Source organism: Natronomonas sp. EA1, from assembly GCF_051195035.1.
Lineage (GTDB): Archaea > Halobacteriota > Halobacteria > Halobacteriales > Haloarculaceae > JBNTJV01.
Map to the genome: position 1 here is coordinate 706,194 of NZ_JBNTJV010000001.1, position 16,862 is coordinate 723,055.

The following is a 16,862-nucleotide window of genomic DNA, read 5'->3' on the forward strand; positions in this document are numbered from 1 at the left end:
GTATGCACCACCCAGGGCCACCCCGGTTCACGGCCGTCGGCGAGGCCGTCGAGCTGGCGCCGCGCGACCCCGACCCGGCCGCGGCGTACCACTGGACCGTCGTCGAACAGCCAGCCGAGAGCCGCATCACCCTCGGCGACGACCCCGTCGAGGAGCTCGTCCCCGATAGTGCTGGAATCTACCGCGTCGAACTCGACGCGCCCGACGGGACACACCGCCTCACCGTCCGTGCGTTCCCGGCCGACAAATCGGTTTCCAGTGACGACGGCTGGAGCGGTTCCGGGCTCAGCGGCGTCTCGGGCAGCGCCCGCCACCTCTCGGGCGTCGGCAGCGGCTCCGGCTCCGGCCGGGGGAGCGCGAGCGGCGAGGGCGGCCGTCCCCGCCTCCGGCTCACCGGGACGCGCGACGGGGACACGGTCTCGCTCTCCGCCGAGGTGACCCCGCACCCGGATTCGGCCGACGACCCGAGCGATTTCGACGTGGAGTTCTACGTCGACGACCGCGACGCAGGGGAGCTCGATGTCGGGACCCAGGCCGCCACCCTTCCGCTTCCCGACGAGCCGGTCCGCGTCCACGCAGTCGCCGTCGGCGAGCAGTACAGCGTCCCCGACGCCGTCCGCGTCCATCCCGATGGGTCGGTCGAACGGCTCTACGTCCCGCCGACGTGGGCGACCGACGCCACCATCTACGAGATCTACGTCCGCGGGTTCGCCGAGGAGGACACCTTCGCCGGCATCGAGGCCAAACTCGATTATCTCGAGGCGTTCGGCGTCGACACCCTCTGGCTCACGCCCGTCCTCCAGAACGACGACGCGCCGCACGGCTACAACATCACGGACTTCTTCGACGTGGCCAGCGACCTGGGGACACGCGAGGAGTACGAGGCGCTCGTCGACGCGGCGCACGACCGCGGGATGCGCGTGCTGTTCGACCTCGTGCTCAACCACTCCGGCCGCCAGCACCCCCACTTCGAGGACGCCTACGAGAACCCCGACTCCCCCTACCGCGACTGGTACGAGTGGCAGGACTCCGGCGAGCCGGGCACCTACTTCGACTGGGAGAAGATCGCCAACTTCGAGTACGATTCGCTCGAGGTGCGCCGACACCTCCTCGACGCGGTCGACGAGTGGGCACCCCTCGTCGACGGCTTCCGCTGTGACATGGCGTGGGCCGTCCCCAAGGCGTTCTGGCAGGAGATCCACGACCGCGTGAAGGCGCACGACTCGTCGTTCCTCCTCCTCGACGAGACCGTCCCCTACGTCGCGGATTTCCACGAGGGGATGTTCGACGTCCACTTCGACACCACCCTCTACTTCACCCTCCGCGAGATCGGTCGCGGCCACGCCGACGCGGACGCCGTCTTCGACGCCATCGAGCAACGGGCGCGCGTGGGGTTCCCCGACGACGCGGGCTTCATGACCTACATCGAGAACCACGACGAACACCGCTTCATCGAGGAGTGCGGCCGGAGCGAGACGCTGGCCGCGGCGGGGGCGCTGTTCACCCTCCCGGGCATCCCGATGGTCTACTCCGGCCAGGAGTTCGGTGAACACGTCCGCCGGGGCCACGTCGACTGGGACGCCTTCGACGAGTCGCTGTACGACCACTACAAACGGCTGCTCGACGCGAACGACGAGCTGCCGGCGCTCGACCGAGAAGCCGACTTCCAGCGGGTGGAGTACGCAGCCGACTCGAAGGGCGTCACCGCGTACGCCCGCGGGACGGGTGACGACCGCGTCCTCGTCGTCCTGAACTTCGGGCCGGGGACGGAGGAGGTGTCACTCCCCAGTGAGCGGTACGAGCCGACGAACCTCCTCACGGGCGAGTCGGTCGCAACGTCGAAGGGGGTCGCCGTCGAATCCGTCCTCATCATGCAGGCGGAACCATGAGCGGCCCACGACTCCGTCGGGAGGAGACGCGCGCGCTGGCCGAGTGGCAAGCGTCGGTGCTCGAGAGCCACGACGACCGGTTCGAGGCCGCGACGGAACTGGTGCGGCGACTCGGTGGTCACTGGCGCGGCGACCACGCGGAGTTCGGGTTCTGGACGCCCGACATCGACGGGGATGTCGAACTCGAACTGCTCACCCCCACGGACGACGTGGACCCCGGCGACCCGGACGGGACCGCCAGATTCGACCGCGCGGTCGTCGAGACGGTCCGGGAGGGTGAGTTCACCTGGGCCGCCGTCGAGGGCGTCCGCCCGGGGACCCGGGAGGAACTCGGCACCCTCTACCAGCTCGTCTACGAGCACGAGGGCGAGCGCGAGACGGTGACGGACCCGCTCGCCGCCTCGCTCCCGTTCGGGGCGTTCGCCCCGCCGGAGCTGTACGACCTCGATCGGCTCGACGCCGAGCGCCCCGACCGCGACTACTTCCAGTCGCTCGGCACCGACGAGGAACGAGTCCCGACGAGCGAGGACGACGGCCTCCCGCGCATCGAGCCGGCGACGAGCATGGTCGAGATCCACCCCGGGACCGCCACGGAGTCGGGGTCGCTCGCCGGTCTCGCCCGCGAGTTCGAGCGCCTCGCGGAGAAGCGCCGGGACGGGGATGCGCTCACCCCCGCGGAGGCGAACCTCGCCGGCTACGACGCGGTCCAGCTGATGCCCGTCGAGCCCATCACGGAACACGACGAGCAGTCGTACTGGTCGCCCGTCGACCGCTCGGCCGACGAGCTCGTCGTCGAGCTCGCGAACCCGGATATGGTGAACTGGGGCTACGACATCGTCATCTCGGGGTTCTCGACGGTGAACCCCGCCATCCTCGAGTCGGGGCGGCCCGACGAACTCGTCGACTTCATCGCCGCGTGCCACGACCAGCCCGACCCCGTGAAGGTCGTGTTCGATATCGCGCTCGGGCACGCCGACAACGGCGCGCTGGAGCTTCTGACAGACGAGTACTTCTCCGGGCCAGGGATGTACGGCCAGGACCTCGATTACACCCACCCGGTCGTCCGCGCCGTCCTCCTCGAGATGCAGCGCCGGAAGATGGACTTCGGTGCCGACGGCATCCGCGTCGACGGCGCCCAGGACTTCACGAACTGGGACCCCGAGCGCGGCGAGTGGCACGACGACGCGTTCCTCGCCGAGATGGACGCCGTCACCCAGGAGGTCGCGGGCCGCGAGTACCGCCCGTGGATGATCTATGAAGATGGCCGGCCGTGGCCCCGCGAGGACTGGGAGCTCGCTTCCACGTACCGGACCCTCATCGAGCAGCACCCCCACGCCTTCCAGTGGTCGCCCATCACCTTCGCGCACAACACGCCCGCGCTGCTCACGTTCTGGGCGACGAAGTGGTGGCGCGTCACCGAGGTGGCCGAGTTCGGCCAGAACTGGATCACCGGCGTGGCGAACCACGACACCGTCAGGCGCGGGACCCAGCGCGCCGTCCCCGAGTCGTGGGAGGACGGCGACCCCATCAACCCCTATCTCGGCGATTCGCCAAGAGAGACGCTCGCGCGGGCCTACGACAACCCCGCGACGAACGCCCTCATCCACGGCGTCCTGCCGGGCGTCCCGATGGACTTCCTCAACGCGAACTTCCGCGCGCCGTGGGGGTTCGTCCGCGACACGGACCCCGCCTGGAACGTGAAGGTCGTCGCCGACGAGCACAACCTCGTCGAGTGGCAGGTCACCGAATCCCGGTTCCACGACGAACGCTTCTTCACCCGGATTCAGGCCCTCGGCTTCGACGACCGCGACGAACTCGCCACGTTCGTCCACGCGCTCGCCAACGCCGTGGAGGCGACCGACTACGACCTCGAACAGATGGCCACCATGCTCGCCGCGCTCGACCCCCCGCTCGGGGAGGGAGAGCCGACCGCGGCGGACTTAGAGGCGTTCGCCCTCGCGTGGATGCGCGACGTGGCCGAGTTCGCCAACCTCGACCACTGGCGCGACGCACAGGACCCCGAGCGCACCGCGTTCGACCGCTCGATTCGGGAGTTCCGGCAGGCCCGCCCCTGGCTCCGCCACGACCTCTCCGAGGCGGAGACGTTCGAGTATCGCCATCCCACCGACGGCGCGGTGATCTATTATGGCCACCGCATCGGCCCGGACGAGGAACTGCTGTTCGTCGCGAACATGGAGGGAATCGCGACGGAGGTCGTGCCGACCGAACTGGCCGACGTGGGTGCAGAGGGGTGGGAGGTCGCGCTCACCTCACTCGACGAGCAGCCCGTGGCTGATGAGCCGGTGACGCTGGAGAACGCGGAGATGGTCATCTTCTCGCGGTGACCTGGGGATTTTGAAACCCTGATAGGTGATGGGTTTCGGTGGGCTTGCTGAATTCACGGGGGAATCTTGCACGGAGCAATTTCCCCGCTTTCAGATAGGTCGATCGGTCAATACAGGTAATCGACTGACGTGATAGTTACAGCGAGTCCGCATCTAAATACGCCTCGGGCGGTACTTGACTAATCTCTTCTAAAATTTCATTCCAGTATTCGATATCGTGGCTCCCTACTTCCAGATCATTTATGAGTGAGATCGAGTGTGAGAAGTTTTCGAGGGCCTTGACTTTCTTCCTACGGGAAGCAACAATATCCGATCCTACTCTCTGGTACCACTCTTTTTGTTCCTGGGAATTTGGTCCTGAAGACGCAATTAGGCAGGCTCGACGCATTTTCTCAAAACTTGGTGTATTCCCTCGTACGAAATCATCATCTGGAAAGGCCGAACAAAGTTGCTCCACTGCCCGCTGCAAATAGTCACCGTGCCCAACAGGAGCGAAGATCTCCCGATATGCACTGAGTGGTTGAAGGAGATTGAACTTCCAGATCTCATCTCGGTCCGTTACTTCAATCTTGATAAACATTTCGTCGGGGAGTTGTTGGATCCTCTCTTCTGTATCAACCTCCCATAGCAATCCATCTACGTTGTAGATACTCGGGTCCAATAACAGCAAGAGGTAGTTCGGACTGATTGGACAGAAAATCTGCCTCCCAATCAGATTTTTTGTTGCCGAATCTATGTTTTCAAACTGCTTCTCTTGGAACTCCACTACTGGTTCATCAGATGTAAAAAAGGGGAGATCGGTCTTGTTTTCTATCAGCACCCAACCCATGTATTGTAGAAGCGTATGTCCCTCAGAGGTAGTATACGAAATTGCTGAGGGCCAATCCTGTACCCCTTCATTGAACTCATCAAATGGCAGCCTCTCCTTAGGATCGTAGTAGAGCCGTGAATTGATACTGCGGATAGCTTGGAACGATATAAACGAAGATACGCCGGGGATATCCTTTGCTGATAGGACCTCCCCGTCCAAGATATTCCGGATAGTGCTAATCATCTCTCTTTCAGCGATGTTCGTTTCACCATCTTCCAAGAGGCCGTTTGCGAAGTCCTCATATGACGCCGCTTTTTTTATTGAATAACGGTCCCGTGGCGAATGATAGTCCCCTCCACCATGTTTGTCAGTGAGTGAATATCTAGAAATGAGTCCCTCTCCGCCCGGAGAAAAATTTTGGAGATATGATTGTGGGACAATATGCTCATTCACCATCTGATTGAGTGAAAAGACATTCAGCAAAATAAAATTTACTGGCATTAATAGTGTTCAGATTTGTTGAGATCCACAACGACTGAGACAAACAGCGTATTAAATAGGGGGCACCCATTCAGCACGGGCCGATCGGATTCTAAGTGGCCTTGATACCAGTCAGATATCGCCAAACCCGACTTCGGCAGGCACTACATCCAGATCAGAAACGTCTTTGAGGCGTTTCTCTAGCTCATTTGCAGTCGTTCGGTAGACATCATGATAGATGCGCATTTGGGCATCACCATCCGGGTCCATATCTCGCACAACGTCGGCCCGCTGATACTCACCACTATCAAAACGGAAAAAAGCGTAATCCGGCTCCGAAATAAAGAGAGCCGACTCACCCGATTCAAATTCGTCAATTTCAGAGTCGGTTAGCATCTGTTCTAAGCTTAATCGAAGTTTACCTGGGAGTGACATAGGAGACCCTTGTCCTAACAGCATTATAACAATTCCGGACATATCGAAAATATATAAAAAATCACCCGCTATCTATCGCCCATCGCTTCTGTCCGTCTCCACGAAGTTAGACAGTACCAATGGCTCCTCTTACCCCCGGTCGTGGTGCTCCGTCAACCCCCGGAGCCGGTCGGCCACATCCTCGTCGAGCCCGGCGCGGGTCACGCGCCAGTCCCAGTTGCCACCCAGCGTGCCGGGTGTGTTGAACCGCGCGTCGCTCCCCAGCCCCAGCACGTCCTGCAGGGGGGTGATGGCGAGCACCGCGTCGGAGCCCCAGACGGCATCGAGCACGTCCCACTCGATCTCGTGGCCGTCAGTGTCCAGATAGTAGTTCGCGCAGTCGCGCTGTTCGGCGTCGAGGGATGCGTACCAGCCCACCACGGTGTCGGTGTCGTGGGTACCGGTGTAGGCGACGTGGTCCTCGGTGTAGGTGTGAGGAAGATAGAGGTGGTCCTCGGTACACCAGTCGGCGTACAGCGGGACGCGCATCCCCGGGATATCGGCGGCCTCACGCAGGGCGTGGAGGTCCTCCGTGAGGTGGCCCAGGTCCTCCGCGATGGCGGGCACCTCCCCGAGCTCGGCTTCGAGCGTCTCGAACAGCGCGTGGCCGGGGGCCTCGTGCCACTCGCCCTGGTTCGGGTCCGTCGCCTCCGCGGGGATGGCCCAGTACTCGGAGAACCCCTTGAAGTGGTCGATGCGGACCACGTCGACGAGGTCGTAGAGGCGGCGGAACCGCCGGACCCACCAGTCGAAGTCGTTCGCGGCGAGCGTCTCCCAGTCGTACAGCGGGTTCCCCCAGCGCTGGCCGGCATCGCCGAGGTCCGGCGGGACGCCCGCGACGGCCGTGGGGCGGTTCTCGTCGTCGAGCTGGAAGGCGTCGGGGTTCGCCCACACGTCGGCCGAGTCGGCCGCGACGTAGAGGGGCACGTCGCCGATGAGGTCGATACCGCGGGCGTCGGCCGCCTCCCGGAGCGTCGCCCACTGGCGGTCGAAGCAGAACTGCCGGAAGGCGTAGTGACGCGTCTCCTCCGCGAGGTCCGCGCGTGCGTCGGCAAGCGCGTCCGGGTCCCGGGTCCGGATGGCCGCGGGCCACTCGGTCCAGGCGATCTCCTCGTAGGAGTCCTTCAGCGCGCGAAAGAGGGTGTAGTCGGCGAGCCAGTCGGCCTCGCGTTCCCGGAAGGCGTCGAACGCAGCCCGTTCCTCCTCGGTGGCGGTCGCCTCGAAGTGGTCGAACGCCTCGCGGAGCGTCTCGTCGGTGTAGGCCTTCGCGCGGTCGAACTCGACACGGTGGGGGTCGAAGTCGGGGCGGTCGTCCAGCGCGTGCTCGGGGAGCCAGCCCGCGGCGACGAGGGCGTCGAGGTCCACGAGCAGGGGGTTCCCCGCGAACGCGGAGTACGACTGATACGGGGAGTCGCCGTGGATACCGACGGTCGGCCCGAGCGGGCAGACCTGCCAGTAGCGAACGCCCGCACGGTCGAGCCAGTCGAGGAAGGTGTGTGCCGGGTCGCCGAGGGTTCCGACCCCGTCCGGTCCGGGGAGCGCCGTCACGTGCAGGAGCACGCCGGCGCTGCGGTCGAACTGCATACCCACGCTTCTCACGCACCCCGTTTCAACGGTGCGGTCACGGGCAAACGTGAGGTCTTTGCCGACGCCGCCCGCAGGCGGTGGTATGTCAGCACTCGTCACCTTCGGTGAGACGATGTTGCGGCTTACACCCCCGGACGACGACCGCGTCGAGCGCGCGGACAGCTTCGAGGTCCACGTGGGCGGCGCGGAGAGCAACGTCGCGGTCGCCGCCCAGCGGCTCGGCGTCGAGAGCGCGTGGCTCTCGAAGCTCCCGGAGACCCCGCCCGCCGCGCGCGTCATCGGGGCGCTCCGCGAGCAGGGCGTCGACACCCACGTCGCGCGAAGCGAGACGGGGCGGGTCGGCACCTACTACCTCGAGACCGGGGCCGACCCGCGGGGGACGAACGTCGTCTACGACCGCGAGGCGGCGGCGGTCCGCACGGCGACGACGGGCGAGCTCGCGGTCGAGGCCATCGAGGACGCCGACGTGTTCTACACGAGCGGCATCACCCCCGCGCTCTCGGAGACGCTCGTCGAGACCGTCGCGGCGCTGTTCTCGCTCGCGAACGCCGCGGACACCCACGTCGCCTTCGACGTGAACTACCGCGCGAAGCTCTGGACTCCCGAGGAGGCCCAGGACGTACTCCGGGGGCTGCTCCCGGCGGTCGACACCCTCGTCGTGGCCGAACGTGACGCCGAGGTCGTGCTGGACCGGCACGGGGCGGCGGCCGATGTGGCGGCCGACCTCGCGGCCGAGTACGACTGCGAGACGGTGATCGTCACGCAGGGGGCAGACGGCGCGACGGCGGTCCACGACGGCGAGACGTACGACCAGCCCGTCTTCGAGGCCGCGTCCCCGTATCCAGTCGGGACGGGCGACGCGTTCGTCGGCGCGTTCCTCGCGGAACGCCAGCGCGGCGGAAGCGTGGCTGACGCGCTCGCGTACGCCGCCGCGGCCGCGGCGCTCAAGCGGACGATACCGGGCGATATGGCGCTGTTCTCCCACGAGGAGGTCACGGAGGTCATCGCCGGCGCGAGCGGCGGAATCTCCCGCTAGGCGGCGTCGACCGTCTCCGTCGGCGCGGTGAGCACCGCCCGCTGGCGGACCAGCACGACGATGCCCGCGCCCACGAGGACGAGCGCGCCCGCGACGGCGAACGTGAGGGTGAAGCTTCGGGCGCCGAGCCAGCCGCCGAGGACGCTCCCGAGCCCGCCCGCCAGGGCGGAGAGGGCGGTGTAGACGCCGAGCGCCTCCCCGCGGATGGTCTCGGGGGCGATGCGCGTGACGAGCGTCGCGGCCGTGACCGCGATGAACGCCCAGGCGATACCGATGACGAGGAAGACCCCACCCGTGGCGAGGAGGCCGAGCGCGGTGGAGTCGAAGGCGATACCGACCACCGCGACCGCGGGGAGCGCGACCCCGCGGACCGAGAGCCCGACCGTCTGGAGCAGGCTGGCGTCGTATCGCGCCGACAGGGTTCCGGCGGGGGCGTACGCGACCGCGGCGCCGATGGAGGAGACCAGATAGAGCCCGAAGATGGCCCCCGCGTCGAAGCCAGCGTCGGTGAGGAACACCGGGAGCGGGGCGAAGAACGCCGCGAACCCGGCGAAGAAGAGCACCACCGCGCCGAAGTAGATGGCGAGGGTCGCGGAGAACCGATCGACGAACCGCCGCGGGTGGAACGCGGCGGTGGTCCAGTAGAGCCGCCCGAAGCCGAAGGGGAACGTCGCGCCACGGAGGTTCAGCCGTCGGGCGCCGGCCATCGCGCGAGCCAGCCGCGGCCCGCGGGCGTGGCGACTCGGGAGCACGGCGTCGTCGGAGGGGAGCAGTCGCAGGCCCACGAGCAGCCCGGCCGCGGCGGCCGCGGCACACGCGACGAAGAAGGACTGCTGGACGGCGAGCGGGGGGAGGAACCGTCCACCGAGCGCGGTCCACGCCACACCCAGGACGAGCCCCGCGGCCCAGCCGTACCCCTGATAGGCGTTGAGCTTCGCGTAGCGGTCGCTCCAGCGCGACTCCGGGACTCCGGAGACGACCATCAGCGAGAGCACGGGGGCGACAGCACCCGCCGCGAACCACAGCAGGGCGTTGGCGACGATGATGAGCGGGATGGACTCGATGAGGGGGATGGTGACGAGCGCCGCCGTCGCCAGCGCGATGCCGGCGAGCACGAACACGCGACGACGGCCGGTCCTGTCGGCGATACGACCCACGACGAGCGCGCCCGGTGCCCCCACGAACGCCGCGCTCGCGGCGAGCAGCCCGAGGACGGCGGGGCCACCGCCGAGTGCGACGACGTAGAGGGGGACGAGCAGCGAGGCACCACCGAGCGCGACGGACGCGAGCGCCCACGCGGTGAGCCAGCGAGTAGCGGTCATATCGGGGGGAGCCGCGGGACCGAAAAGGGTCTTGCCGTTCACAGCTGGTCCAGCACGCGCTCCGCGAACCCGGTGAGCGCGGCCTCCCGGTTCTCGCCCTTCACGGCGACGGTGACGTGGTCGACGCCGAGGTCCGCGAGTCGACGGACGTAGTCGACGTACCACTCCGCACCCGCGCGGTAGCCGAGGTGGATCGGTTCCGGTTCTGCCGTGGGGTCGTCCGTGAGGTCGACCCGGACCGCCATCGCGTAGGGTTTCTCCCCCGCGAGCTCGCGCCAGTCCGCGAGATACGATTCGAGGGTGTCCTCGGGGAGGTGATAGAAGAACCAGCCGTCGCCGTGGTCGGCGAGCCAGTCGAGTTCCTGCCGGCTGTGACCGGTCGGGAGCAGCGGCACCGTCTCCTCGGTGGGTTTCGGAACGAGATCCATCCCGCCGTCGAGCTGGCCCCACTCCCCGTCCAGCGTGGGGTACTCCTCCCGCCAGAGCGTTCTGAGCGTGGTGACGGCCTCGCGGAACCGCTCCCCGCGTGCCTCGATCTCCCTGTCGAACGCCGGGAACTCGAGGTCGCGGTCGCCGGTGGCGACCCCCATCACGAACCGGCCGTCGGAGAGCTGGTCGAGCGAGGCGGCCTGCTTGGCCACATGAAGGGGATGGCGAAGCGGGAGGACGACGCTCGCCGTCCCGAGCGCGATCTCGTCCGTGTGGGCCGCGGCGTAGCCGAGGAACGTCCACGGGTCGTACGTCTGGCCGGCGTCGCCGAACCGGGGCCAGAACAGCGGCACGTCGCGCGCCCACAGCGCGTCGTAGCCCAGCTCCTCCGCGAGACCGGCGAGCCGCATCTCCCGGTCAGGGTCGGGACGCTCCGTTCGGGTACCGGTGAGTGGGAACCCCGTTCCGACGGTCAGCTCCCCCGAGAAGAGCCGGTCGAAGCCGGCGTTGCGGTGGCCGTCGTCCATATCCGTGCTCCGGGAGCGGTGACCGTGATTCTGCCGGCCTCGGTGGGTTTTTCCGGCCCTCCCGTGGAGAGGGGGTATGCACGACATCCTCGTCGCCGGCGAGACCCTCATCGACTTCATCCCGGGGAGCGCCGGCCCCCTCGCGGAGGTGGAGACGTTCACCCGACGGCCGGGTGGTGCGCCGGCGAACGTCGCCGTCGGCCTGTCGCATCTCGACGCGACGCCGTGGTTCTGGACGCGCGTGGGCGACGACCCGTTCGGCGACACGCTGGTGGAGACGCTCACGGAGCACGGCCTCCCGGACCGGTTCGTCGAGCGGGACCCCGAGGCGAAGACGACGCTCGCGTTCGTCGAACACGACTCGATGGCCGACCGGACGTTCTCCTTCTACCGGGACGGCACCGCGGACACGCGCATGACCGCCGGCGCGGTCCCGGACGACGTGCTCGCGGAGGTGTCGTGGGTCGCGGTCGGCGGGGTGACGCTCGCGTCCGAGCCGGCGCGGACGGCGACGCTCGACCTCGCGCGGCGCGCGACCGAGCAGGACGCCACCGTGGTGTTCGACCCGAACGCCCGGCCCGAGCTGTGGGGCGACGACTTCCCCGAGCTGCTCTCGACCATGTTCGCGCTGGCGGACGTGGTGAAGGCCACCCCCGAGGACCTCGCCGAGGCGGGCATCGAGGGGACGCCCGAGGAGCTCTGTGAGGCGGTCCACGAGGCGGGGCCGCACACCGTCCTGCTGACGCTCGGCTCGTCGGGGGCGGTGGCGTCGGCGACCGCGGAGGCACCGTGGGGGCCCACGCTGACCGAGCATCCGGGCTACCCGGTCGAGCCGGTGGACACGACGGGCGCGGGTGACGCGTTCACCGCGGGCGCGCTCGCGGCGCTCGCGGACGGGGAGGCGGTAGAGGAAGTACTCGCGTTCGCCAACGCGGTGGCCGCGACGGCGACGACGGCGGAGGGGGCGATGACCGCGCTCCCGACGCGGGCGGCGGTCGCCGAGTTCCGGGACGAACGGGCCTGACATCCTCCCACGACTGAAGTCGTGGGGTTCCACGGTCACAGACCGTACCCACGACGGAGAGGTTCCCCACTCACCGATGGTGGGGTTGTGGGCCGTGCCAGTACGGCCCCCGACCGAGATAGCGGGCTTCATCTACCGCCACGGTGGCGTGCGTATCCGTACCTCGGACTCGGCACCGCAACCGACGAACGGCGACACAATCAACGGTTCGCCGGTTGTCGGCTTCATCCCACGACTAAAGCCTGGGCTTTCGCCTCGAAACTCTGTAAGACGCGAAGCGTCCGCTATCGGGAGCCGGGCCGTCACGCGAGCATGACGACCCGGACCTCCCCGCCGCATTTCGGGCAGTCGCGCAGCAGCCCCTTGGCGAGGAACGTCGCGTTGCAGGCTGCACACTCGACGTAGTGCATCGTGCTATCACTACGCACGCAGGAGAAATAACTGTTTTCAGCCGCTCAGGGCCGCGTCGTCGCCCACACCGCCAGCGCGCCGAGCACGATGGCGGGGATGAGCGGGACGAACAGGTAGGTGTCCCGGTAGCCGAGCCCGAACAGCGAGACGGTCTCGCCCGCGTGCGGGAAGTAGAACAGGTAACTCGGGACGATGACGAGGGCCACGATGATCCACCCCACCAGCACCCAGCCTCGCCAGTCGAACTCGCGGTCGGCCGGGTCGGCGGTCGGTTCGTCGGTGTCGGGTGTGTGGACGTAGCCCTCGTCGTCGTTCACAGTTCGCTATCGGGGATTACCACCACCTTGCCAAAGCCTTCTCGGTCCTGGAGCATCTCGTGTGCCGTCGCGATCTCGGACATCGGGAGCGTCTCGCGGATCTGCGGTTCGAGGGTCCCGTCCCAGACGAGCGGGAGGACGCCGTCGATGTCGGCGTTCGACCCCATCGTCGAGCCCATGATGTCGTACTGGTTCCAGAACAGGTCGGTGATGTTCACCTCGACTTTGGGGCCGCCCGTCGCCCCGCAGGTGACGATGCGGCCGCCCTTCGCCAGCGAGGACATCGAGTCCTGCCACGTCGCGCCGCCGATGTGGTCGATGACGACGTCGACGCCGCGCCCGTCGGTGAGGCGGTCGATGGCCTCCGCGAAGTTCTCGGCCTCGTAGTTGATGACGTGGTCGGCACCCAGCTCGCTCGCCGCATCGAGCTTCTCCTGTGAGGAGCCGGTGGCGTAGACGGTCGCGCCGGCGTGGTCGGCGATCTGGACCGCGGCGTGGCCGACCCCACCGGAGGCCCCGAGCACCAGCACGTCCTCGCCCTGCTCGAGCTCCGCGCGGGAGTGGAGCATCCGCCACGCGGTCTGGAAGACGAGCGGTGCGGCCGCGGCGGTCTCCCAGTCGACGTGGTCCGGGACGTGGACGAGGTTCTCCTCGGGGAGCGTCGTCAGCTCGGAGTGGACGCCCGTGGAGTGCTCGCCGATGATGGTGTAGCTCGTACACAGCGAGTGTTCCCCCTCGCGGCAGTACTCACACGTCCCGCAGTAGGAGCCCGCACAGACCGCGACGCGGTCGCCCGGCTCGAAGCGCGTCACGTCCTCGCCGACCTCCTTGACGACGCCAGCCGCGTCGGAGCCCGCGATGTGGGGGAACTCCCCGGGCGAGGGCATCCCGCGACGGGTCCACACGTCGAGATGGTTGAGCGCGCCCGCCTTCACGTCGACGAGCACCTCACCGCGCGATGGCTCGGGGTCCGGAAGCTCACCGTACTGCAGTACGTCCGTGTCGCCGTGCTCTTCGTAGAAGACTGCCTTCATCGACCTGCAGTGTGTTCGCACCCCTCAAAAACCCTCCCCACCGGGGCAGCACTTTCCCCCGTAGCTGCTTTATCGCCGCGGCCCCGCGTTCCGGTGTGACCAGACGCGCCCTCCTCGGTATCGCCGTCCTCGTCTGTGGCCTGCTCCTCGCCGGCGTGGGCGCGGCCGTCCACCTCGACGCCCAGCAGTGCCGGCTCGTGGAGTTCGTCTCCGTGACGCCAGCCCCTGAGAACGCCAGTACGGAGCTCCCGGAACGCGCGTTCTCGGACCTCTCGACCACCGAGCAGTCGGTGTTCCGCTCCGCGCTCTCCGCCGGGGGTGACGCCGAGGCTGCGGGCGTGCTCACGCGCCGCGGGAACATCGAGCCCGCGCTCGTCACCTACGAGGGCACCGAGTACCTCGTGCGCGTGGGCCGCGAGTCGGGGTGTGGCGACCCCCGCGGGCCGCTCGTGGTCGGCCCGGTGCTCGCCGGGGTCGCGCTCGTCGGCGTCGGACTGGGGATCTCGAAGGACGGCGCAGCCCCCTGATTTTTGCCCCGGGCCGCGTAGGCGCGGGCATGAGCGATCACGCACCCGAGGACGATGCGGAGGAAGGCAATAGCCACGACCACAGCCACGACGAACAGCACCACGATGACAACGGGGGCGACCATCACCAGGGTGACGGCCACGGCCACCATGAGCCCCACGACCACGACGAGGACCACAGCCACGACCACCACCATCACGACCTCGACACCGTCCGGGCCGCCGTCGTCACCGTCTCCTCCTCGCGCTCCGTCGACGACGACCCCGCGGGCGACGCCATCATCGCCGCGTTCGAGGACGCGGGCCACGAAGTCTCACACCGCGAACTCGTGAACGACGATTTCGACGGCGTCCAGGGGATCGTCGACCGGCTCGTCGACCGGAAGGACGTGGACGTCGTCGTCACCACGGGAGGGACGGGTGTCACCCCCGACGACGTGACCGTGGAGGCCGTCGAACCGCTGGTGGAGAAGCAGCTTCCGGGGTTCGGCGAGCTGTTCAGACGGGAGTCCTACGAGGAGATCGGCTCGCGCGTCGTGGGCACCCGCGCGACCGCCGGGGTCGCCTCGGGCGTCCTCGTCTTCTGTCTTCCCGGCAGCGAGAACGCCGCGCGACTGGGCGCGGACATCATCGTCTCGGAGGCCCCGCATCTGGTCGGGCTGGCACGCCGGGACGAGGAAGACGAGGAGTAACCCCTACGGCGCGGGACAGAACGTCGCCGTGAGTATCGCGCGGTCCTCGCTGTCGTTGTGCGCGCCGTGGGCGACCCCGCGCTCGTGGACGACGACGCCGGGGGCTGTGACCCGCTCCTCCGCGTCGTCCTGGATCACGGTGACGGTCCCTTCGAGCACGTGGAAGACGTTCGTGGACCCGCTGTGTTCGTGTGGTTCGATGCGCGCGCCGGGGCCGAGCGCGAACGCCTTCACCAGCGTGTCGTCGTTGAACGCCACCTCCTCGGTGAGCACCTCACCCTCCTCGGGGTGGAGGTCCGGATAGCGGTTCATAGTCCCCTTCTCGCCTGCGAGGGATTTAGTTCCGCGGGCCCTCCACTCAGTAGTTCCGCGGGCGTGCGGCTTTTGGCCGTTCCCGTCGAAGGACCGTCATGGAGTACGTGCGCGTACAGGGCGTCGAGGTGCCGGCGATCGGACTTGGGACGTGGCGGCTCACCGGCGACGCGTGTCGCCGCACCGTGACCGATGCGCTGGAGCTGGGGTATCGCCACGTCGACACCGCGCAGGTGTACGGCAACGAACGGCAGGTCGGCGCCGGCATCGCGGATGCGGACGTGGACCGCGAGGACGTCTTCCTCACCACCAAGCTCTCGGGCGGGAATCGGGGGTACGACGACGTACTGCGCTCCGTCGACGAGTCGCTCTCGAAGCTCGACACCTCGTATCTCGACCTCCTGCTCATCCACTTCCCGCGGCCGGGCGTCCCCCTCGGGGAGACGCTCGCCGCGATGAACGAACTCGTCGACGCGGGGAAGGTCGAGCATATCGGCGTCTCGAACTTCAGCATCGAGCGGCTCCAGCGGGCCCGCGACCTCTCGGACGCACCCATCTTCACCGACCAGGTGCAGTATCACCCCTACTGGCCCCAGACCCGGCTGCTCGACTACTGTAACATCCACGGCGTGATGCTCACCGCCTACTCCCCGCTCGCGCAGGGGGAGGTGCTCTCGGACCCCGTCCTCGAGGAGATCGGCGACCGCTACGGGAAGTCGCCGGCGCAGGTCGCGCTCCGCTGGCTCGTCCAGCAGGAGGGAGTCTGCACCATCCCGAAGGCCACCTCGCGGGAGCATCTCGAGGCGAACCTCCAGGTGTTCGACTTCGAGCTCTCGGCCGAGGAGATGGCCCGCATCCGCCGTCCTTCGAAGCTCAAGGCAGCCCGCGGCTTCCTCAGACAGAGCCTTCCCCTCTGAGTTGTATCACGCATCCTAAAGGTCCCTCGCCTCGTATTCGTGGGCATGGTAACTACGCTCCGTGACGGGGTCTGGCAGATCGACCTCACCGGCGTCAACGCCTATCTCGCTGACGACGACGGGACGCTCACGCTCATCGACGCGGGGATGCCGACCCACACGGGTGCCATCCGCGGTGCCGTCGACGCGGCCGGCTTCTCCGTCTCGGATATCGACCGCGTGCTCATCACGCACTTCGATATCGACCACGTCGGGGGGCTCGCCGCGCTCGGCGTCGACGAGATCTACATGGGCGCGCCGGACGTGCCCTACCTGACGAAGGAGGCGAAACCGCCGCTCGGCAACCGGAAGGGGGCGCTCCAGCGGGTCGTGAGCCCTCTCATCAGACGGCCCGACGCCGATATCACTCCGGTCGCCGACGGGGACACGGTCGGCTCCTTCCGGGTGTACGCCACCCCCGGCCACACTCCCGGGCACGTCGCCTACGTGAGCGACGCGCTGGACGCCGCGTTCGTCGGCGACCTCGTGTTGGAACGCGACGGGGAGCTCAGACCGTCCCCGTGGTACCTCTCGTACGACACGGAGCGGGTCCGCCAGTCCATCCACGAGCTCGCGGACGAGGAGCCCGCCGTCGAGGTGCTGGCGATGGGCCACGGTGTCCCCTTCACCCGGGACGGCTCCATCCGGCTCGCGGAGCTGGGCGAGCGCATCGAACGCCGCTGAGCGCG

Annotated in this window: 16 protein-coding genes; 8 read left to right on the top strand and 8 right to left on the bottom strand. The window is 67.6% G+C overall.

What is annotated here, in order from left to right; translation table 11 throughout:
• Positions 1–2: 2 nt before the first annotated feature.
• Both malA and gghA read left to right on the top strand, forming a co-directional pair.
• Entirely contained in the window at positions 3–1,889 is a 1,887-nt protein-coding gene (gene malA, locus ACQUQR_RS03865; protein WP_435194874.1) for an alpha-amylase MalA, read from the top strand.
• Positions 1,886–4,234 carry a glucosylglycerol hydrolase gene (gghA, locus tag ACQUQR_RS03870; protein ID WP_435194876.1) on the top strand — a complete coding sequence of 783 codons (2,349 nt, stop codon included), beginning with the start codon at positions 1,886–1,888 and terminating at the stop codon, positions 4,232–4,234. The genes malA and gghA overlap by 4 nt, the downstream gene beginning before the upstream one ends.
• Before the next feature lie 136 nt (positions 4,235–4,370).
• Here gghA and ACQUQR_RS03875 read toward each other — a convergent pair whose 3' ends face one another.
• The 3 genes from ACQUQR_RS03875 to malQ all read right to left on the bottom strand — a co-directional run bounded on the left by ACQUQR_RS03875 (position 4,371) and on the right by malQ (position 7,583).
• On the bottom strand, positions 4,371–5,501 hold the full coding sequence (locus tag ACQUQR_RS03875; protein ID WP_435194877.1) for a DUF4238 domain-containing protein: 1,131 nt from the start codon (positions 5,499–5,501) through the stop codon (positions 4,371–4,373).
• A gap of 156 nt (positions 5,502–5,657) precedes the next feature.
• On the bottom strand, positions 5,658–5,960 hold the full coding sequence (locus tag ACQUQR_RS03880) for a hypothetical protein (protein ID WP_435194879.1): 303 nt from the start codon (positions 5,958–5,960) through the stop codon (positions 5,658–5,660).
• Positions 5,961–6,089: 129 nt separating this feature from the next.
• Positions 6,090–7,583 carry a 4-alpha-glucanotransferase gene (gene malQ / locus ACQUQR_RS03885; protein WP_435194880.1) on the bottom strand — a complete coding sequence of 498 codons (1,494 nt, stop codon included), beginning with the start codon at positions 7,581–7,583 and terminating at the stop codon, positions 6,090–6,092.
• Positions 7,584–7,668: 85 nt separating this feature from the next.
• Here malQ and kdgK1 point away from each other — a divergent pair, with 85 nt between their 5' ends.
• Positions 7,669–8,622 (top strand): bifunctional 2-dehydro-3-deoxygluconokinase/2-dehydro-3-deoxygalactonokinase, encoded by a 954-nt coding sequence (gene kdgK1 / locus ACQUQR_RS03890; protein WP_435194881.1) that lies wholly within the window; start codon positions 7,669–7,671, stop codon positions 8,620–8,622.
• Here the strand turns inward: kdgK1 and ACQUQR_RS03895 are convergent.
• Both ACQUQR_RS03895 and ACQUQR_RS03900 read right to left on the bottom strand, forming a co-directional pair.
• Positions 8,619–9,944 (bottom strand): MFS transporter, encoded by a 1,326-nt coding sequence (locus ACQUQR_RS03895; RefSeq protein WP_435194883.1) that lies wholly within the window; start codon positions 9,942–9,944, stop codon positions 8,619–8,621. The two genes, kdgK1 and ACQUQR_RS03895, sit on opposite strands and share 4 nt — an antisense overlap.
• Before the next feature lie 38 nt (positions 9,945–9,982).
• Positions 9,983–10,900, bottom strand: coding sequence for an LLM class oxidoreductase (locus ACQUQR_RS03900; RefSeq protein ID WP_435194884.1), 918 nt, complete (start codon positions 10,898–10,900; stop codon positions 9,983–9,985).
• Positions 10,901–10,976: 76 nt separating this feature from the next.
• Here ACQUQR_RS03900 and ACQUQR_RS03905 point away from each other — a divergent pair, with 76 nt between their 5' ends.
• Positions 10,977–11,924: a carbohydrate kinase family protein gene (locus tag ACQUQR_RS03905; RefSeq protein ID WP_435194886.1), complete on the top strand. Its 948-nt coding sequence runs from the start codon at positions 10,977–10,979 to the stop codon at positions 11,922–11,924.
• 455 nt (positions 11,925–12,379) lie between these two features.
• Here ACQUQR_RS03905 and ACQUQR_RS03910 read toward each other — a convergent pair whose 3' ends face one another.
• Both ACQUQR_RS03910 and ACQUQR_RS03915 read right to left on the bottom strand, forming a co-directional pair.
• Positions 12,380–12,652, bottom strand: coding sequence for a hypothetical protein (locus ACQUQR_RS03910; protein WP_435194888.1), 273 nt, complete (start codon positions 12,650–12,652; stop codon positions 12,380–12,382).
• A complete protein-coding gene (locus ACQUQR_RS03915) occupies positions 12,649–13,686 on the bottom strand; it encodes a zinc-binding dehydrogenase (protein ID WP_435194889.1) in 1,038 nt (345 codons plus the stop codon). The genes ACQUQR_RS03910 and ACQUQR_RS03915 overlap by 4 nt, the downstream gene beginning before the upstream one ends.
• 95 nt (positions 13,687–13,781) lie before the next feature.
• Between ACQUQR_RS03915 and ACQUQR_RS03920 the strand changes: the two genes are divergently transcribed.
• Together ACQUQR_RS03920 and ACQUQR_RS03925 are read left to right on the top strand one after the other, a co-directional pair.
• Positions 13,782–14,213, top strand: coding sequence for a hypothetical protein (locus tag ACQUQR_RS03920; RefSeq protein ID WP_435194890.1), 432 nt, complete (start codon positions 13,782–13,784; stop codon positions 14,211–14,213).
• A 29-nt stretch (positions 14,214–14,242) separates the two neighbouring features.
• The gene (locus ACQUQR_RS03925; protein ID WP_435194892.1) at positions 14,243–14,905 is read left to right on the top strand and encodes a MogA/MoaB family molybdenum cofactor biosynthesis protein; all 663 of its coding nucleotides are present in this window, start codon (positions 14,243–14,245) and stop codon (positions 14,903–14,905) included.
• Between the two features lie 3 nt (positions 14,906–14,908).
• Here ACQUQR_RS03925 and ACQUQR_RS03930 read toward each other — a convergent pair whose 3' ends face one another.
• Positions 14,909–15,217, bottom strand: a complete 309-nt coding sequence (locus tag ACQUQR_RS03930; RefSeq protein ID WP_435194894.1) for a cupin domain-containing protein — start codon at positions 15,215–15,217, stop codon at positions 14,909–14,911.
• 98 nt (positions 15,218–15,315) lie between these two features.
• Between ACQUQR_RS03930 and ACQUQR_RS03935 the strand changes: the two genes are divergently transcribed.
• Together ACQUQR_RS03935 and ACQUQR_RS03940 are read left to right on the top strand one after the other, a co-directional pair.
• On the top strand, positions 15,316–16,134 hold the full coding sequence (locus tag ACQUQR_RS03935) for an aldo/keto reductase (protein ID WP_435194896.1): 819 nt from the start codon (positions 15,316–15,318) through the stop codon (positions 16,132–16,134).
• A 45-nt stretch (positions 16,135–16,179) separates the two neighbouring features.
• A complete protein-coding gene (locus tag ACQUQR_RS03940; protein WP_435194898.1) occupies positions 16,180–16,857 on the top strand; it encodes an MBL fold metallo-hydrolase in 678 nt (225 codons plus the stop codon).
• The last annotated feature ends 5 nt before the right edge of the window (positions 16,858–16,862 follow it).

Coding starts and splice junctions, on each gene's coding strand:
- malQ (WP_435194880.1), bottom strand. CDS start 7,583: ATGCAGTTCGACCGCAGCGCCGGCGTGCTCCTGCACGTGACGGCGCTC.
- kdgK1 (WP_435194881.1), top strand. CDS start 7,669: ATGTCAGCACTCGTCACCTTCGGTGAGACGATGTTGCGGCTTACACCC.
- malA (WP_435194874.1), top strand. CDS start 3: ATGCACCACCCAGGGCCACCCCGGTTCACGGCCGTCGGCGAGGCCGTC.
- ACQUQR_RS03940 (WP_435194898.1), top strand. CDS start 16,180: ATGGTAACTACGCTCCGTGACGGGGTCTGGCAGATCGACCTCACCGGC.
- ACQUQR_RS03935 (WP_435194896.1), top strand. CDS start 15,316: ATGGAGTACGTGCGCGTACAGGGCGTCGAGGTGCCGGCGATCGGACTT.
- ACQUQR_RS03905 (WP_435194886.1), top strand. CDS start 10,977: ATGCACGACATCCTCGTCGCCGGCGAGACCCTCATCGACTTCATCCCG.
- ACQUQR_RS03895 (WP_435194883.1), bottom strand. CDS start 9,944: ATGACCGCTACTCGCTGGCTCACCGCGTGGGCGCTCGCGTCCGTCGCG.
- ACQUQR_RS03875 (WP_435194877.1), bottom strand. CDS start 5,501: ATGGTGAATGAGCATATTGTCCCACAATCATATCTCCAAAATTTTTCT.
- gghA (WP_435194876.1), top strand. CDS start 1,886: ATGAGCGGCCCACGACTCCGTCGGGAGGAGACGCGCGCGCTGGCCGAG.
- ACQUQR_RS03900 (WP_435194884.1), bottom strand. CDS start 10,900: ATGGACGACGGCCACCGCAACGCCGGCTTCGACCGGCTCTTCTCGGGG.
- ACQUQR_RS03880 (WP_435194879.1), bottom strand. CDS start 5,960: ATGTCACTCCCAGGTAAACTTCGATTAAGCTTAGAACAGATGCTAACC.
- ACQUQR_RS03930 (WP_435194894.1), bottom strand. CDS start 15,217: ATGAACCGCTATCCGGACCTCCACCCCGAGGAGGGTGAGGTGCTCACC.
- ACQUQR_RS03925 (WP_435194892.1), top strand. CDS start 14,243: ATGAGCGATCACGCACCCGAGGACGATGCGGAGGAAGGCAATAGCCAC.
- ACQUQR_RS03915 (WP_435194889.1), bottom strand. CDS start 13,686: ATGAAGGCAGTCTTCTACGAAGAGCACGGCGACACGGACGTACTGCAG.